This is a genomic window from Hymenobacter aerophilus DSM 13606 (assembly GCF_000382225.1).
In the GTDB taxonomy this organism is placed as follows: Bacteria; Bacteroidota; Bacteroidia; order Cytophagales; family Hymenobacteraceae; genus Hymenobacter; species Hymenobacter aerophilus.
The window spans coordinates 1-2,942 of record NZ_KB907857.1; the positions used below are offsets into that span (position 1 = coordinate 1).

Sequence of the window (2,942 nt, forward strand, 5' to 3'; positions counted from 1 at the left end):
TACGCCGTTTGTCGGGCGACGTCCCGCTGGATTTTGCTGTCATAACAGAAGAAATATACGTCCTTCTTCTGTCCGTCTTGCCTAGACCACCTCAAAGTACGCCGGGGCCGATTGTAACCTACAAGCGGGGCGGGCAATCCAACCACAACCTGGGCCCTCCTACTCCGGCTATCGACGTGGCATTTTTGCTGGCGGATGGGTCGGTGTCGTGGTCGGGGCTGCTGCTGAGCAAGTTTGCCCGGCTGATGAAGTACGCCGATGCGCGGGTGGTGTGGGGCGGCGACTGGCCCAAGTTCAAGGACCGACCGCACTTCGAGGTGCTGACGGGGCGGAAAGGGGGTGATGGACGTGAATAGTGTATTCGAGCACTGGGGGGTGCTGACATCGATTATCGTGGGGGGCGTGTCGGTGCTGCTCTACTTCGTGAAGAACTGGCGGGCGGTGGAAGACCTGAAGACCAACTGCGCCGCCAACTACAAGAAATCGGAAGCCCTGGCTTTGCTGGTGGACGAGTTTCATGTGTCGGCGGTGGCCCGCGAGGAGAAGCTGCGGCTGGAGATGAGCAAGCAGGCAGAATTGATTCGGACGGAGGCCTTGCAGCAGCGCACCGAGCTTCGCAAAGAGATGGTGGAGCTGGTGATGAAGCTGGGCGAGAAGCTGACGCATATCGACAAGACGCTGGCCCTGGTGGATGAGCGGACGAAGACACTGAGCGACTTTACCAAAGACCAGCAGAAGCGCAACGAGTGGGCCGACCGGATTCTGGCCCGCCTGGACAGTAATGGGCCTTCGTAGCCCAATTTTCCACTTTTTACCCCTTGTATCATGTCAAGCAAACTTAGTATTACGGACCGGCTCACGTTGCCCACGCCCCGGTTCTTTCGTAAGGTGCGGTCTATTTCGGTGGCTGTGGGGGCCGTGGGGGCTATTCTGGTGGCAGCCCCTGCCCTATTGCCGGCCGGTTTAGTTACGCTCGGGAGCTACCTGGTGCTGGCCGGCAGCATCGGGGCGGCCGTGTCGAGTACGGCGGTGAAGCCGGGCGAGCAACTGGACGAGGCCCAGAGCCGCCAGGAGCGGATGGGCGGGGCATCGGCAGAGACGTTGTAGTAGTATCGGACTAGAAGCTTGATGGGGAGTGGCCACCTATGGGGCCACTCCTTTTTTTGCCCTTTCAGGACTGGTCAAGTCAACTTAGTCGGCAACTGTATTGTGCGGTCAACGGCGCTACTCACCTAATGTATTCGGCATAACGGCCCTTTGCAGCCTGTATTGTAGCCGTATCTACTCCGTTTAGTTCACCAATTGCCTGTACTGCCTGCTCCCAGTAAGGTAGCGAGCAGCGTTTTTTATTGGTCGGCTTTTCGGCCTTTAAGCCTAGGGCGTGACGTGATTTAGACAGGATGCAGGGTGACAATTCCTTGTTGTTGTGAATGAATGCCATAGTACTCAGTATTAGGTTGACTGTGGATTGATTAGAATCTCAGCTGGGACTGTGAGCCGTCATAAAGTTGTAGAACTTCCTTGTGATGAGTTGTAACTACTGAATAAATAAAGTGCATTTCTAGCGACTGGCGGTTGATCAATTTATTCGGGTGGATAAACTGACGTAGAATGTGCAGATTGACAGATACCTATTGCCAAAGCAGGGCATTGGCCTGCCAAACGGCCAGTATAATGCTTAACTGCCCGATGTACACGGGTATGGCACGAAAGCTGAATCAACTATATACTTATCCTAGCACAACTTCTACTACCTATTCATGGATTCTACTACGCTATGGGGCTTGGCCACTTCAGGGTACGCTGTATTGGACGCATTCGACCTAAACCCACTCAAGTTGATAGGGCAGCAGATAAGCCCTAAAATCATTGACTACATTAAGCGGGAACTGTTTGGAGACCCTACTTACCGAAATCAATTAGCTAAGGTGATAGATGGCGTGCTCGACCAGTACCGCCAAGAGTATGGCGTGAATGGGCAGAGCCGCGTCGTATACTTTTTTCAGCTGCAGTGGGTTTGGAATCAGGTGCTGGCCTACCGCTTATTTCAAGCCAATCCGCCCCTCAAAGTAGTCGACCTACCGCAGGTACCCGGCTCAGTGTTCCCTTCTCAAGAAGAGCTGGACGAATTTGACCAGCGCATTCAGAAGGCAATGGCAGCCGATGCGGAGCTACAGCGCCGGTTTTACGAGGAAAACCATAAAGAAATCTGCGTACAGTTTGCTCTGGGAGCTACGCAGCAATTGGCACGAATTGAGGCTCGGTTGGAACAACAGCCTACTGCTATTCATTCGGTACTGGATTTGTTGGAAAAGAATACGCTGGAACAATACAAACCCTTCACTACCCTTCAGCTTCTGCAAGACTTAAGGCTGGAAGTACAGCGCTACCCACTGAATGCCGCGTTGCAGGCGCGGTTTCAACACCTGCTAGGACGTAGTTATCAGGAAGTCGGCAACCTTGAATCCGCTCACGAACACTACTTGCGTTCCTACGGGTTGGAGGAAACCAATGTGTCGTATGCTGAACAAGCGGCCCTCGCATTCGCTCGCCTAGGTATGAGCGCCGAGGCCCAGGAAGTGGTAGACAAACTCAAGCAAATCAGCCCACTTAGTTCGGTTCGGTACGCCGTTATGCTCTTTTTGCAGGCTGACCTGTTGCATGAGCAGTTGGCGCAGGTGCCCGCCACTGTTGCCCGCAGGGAAGCATTCAAGATGCCGTTGGTGGAACTGCTGCTACAAGACAAGGCAGAGAATTTGGAGAAAGTGCAGGCGGTGTTGCAGCAGGATTTAGACACCTATAAGCCGGCGGCGCAACTAACATTTGAGAATCGTCGATTTCAAATTACGCTAGGAACTGTTCTCAATTACGGAGTTGTTGATCGACTATGAATGCAGACCGCACGCTATTGACGGACAAGATGTGGGCCGAGTTATCTCCTT

At 53.5% G+C, this 2,942-nt stretch carries 4 protein-coding genes; all 4 read left to right on the forward strand.

What is annotated here, in order from left to right:
* Window positions 1–77 precede the first annotated feature (77 nt).
* Window positions 78–356 (forward strand): M15 family metallopeptidase, encoded by a 279-nt coding sequence (locus H145_RS22195; protein ID WP_240471737.1) that lies wholly within the window; start codon window positions 78–80, stop codon window positions 354–356.
* On the forward strand, window positions 343–795 hold the full coding sequence (locus tag H145_RS0119220) for an ATP synthase subunit B family protein (protein ID WP_019949770.1): 453 nt from the start codon (window positions 343–345) through the stop codon (window positions 793–795). Before H145_RS22195 ends, H145_RS0119220 begins: the two co-directional genes overlap by 14 nt.
* 30 nt (window positions 796–825) lie before the next feature.
* A complete protein-coding gene (locus H145_RS22200) occupies window positions 826–1,107 on the forward strand; it encodes a hypothetical protein (protein WP_019949771.1) in 282 nt (93 codons plus the stop codon).
* Window positions 1,108–1,760: 653 nt separating this feature from the next.
* The gene (locus H145_RS0119230) at window positions 1,761–2,891 is read left to right on the forward strand and encodes a tetratricopeptide repeat protein (protein ID WP_019949772.1); all 1,131 of its coding nucleotides are present in this window, start codon (window positions 1,761–1,763) and stop codon (window positions 2,889–2,891) included.
* Window positions 2,892–2,942: the final 51 nt, after the last annotated feature.

Excerpts from the sequence above, each read along its gene's own strand:
- H145_RS0119220 (WP_019949770.1), top strand. The coding sequence starts at position 343 with ATGGACGTGAATAGTGTATTCGAGCACTGGGGGGTGCTGACATCGATT.
- H145_RS22200 (WP_019949771.1), top strand. The coding sequence starts at position 826 with ATGTCAAGCAAACTTAGTATTACGGACCGGCTCACGTTGCCCACGCCC.
- H145_RS0119230 (WP_019949772.1), top strand. The coding sequence starts at position 1,761 with ATGGATTCTACTACGCTATGGGGCTTGGCCACTTCAGGGTACGCTGTA.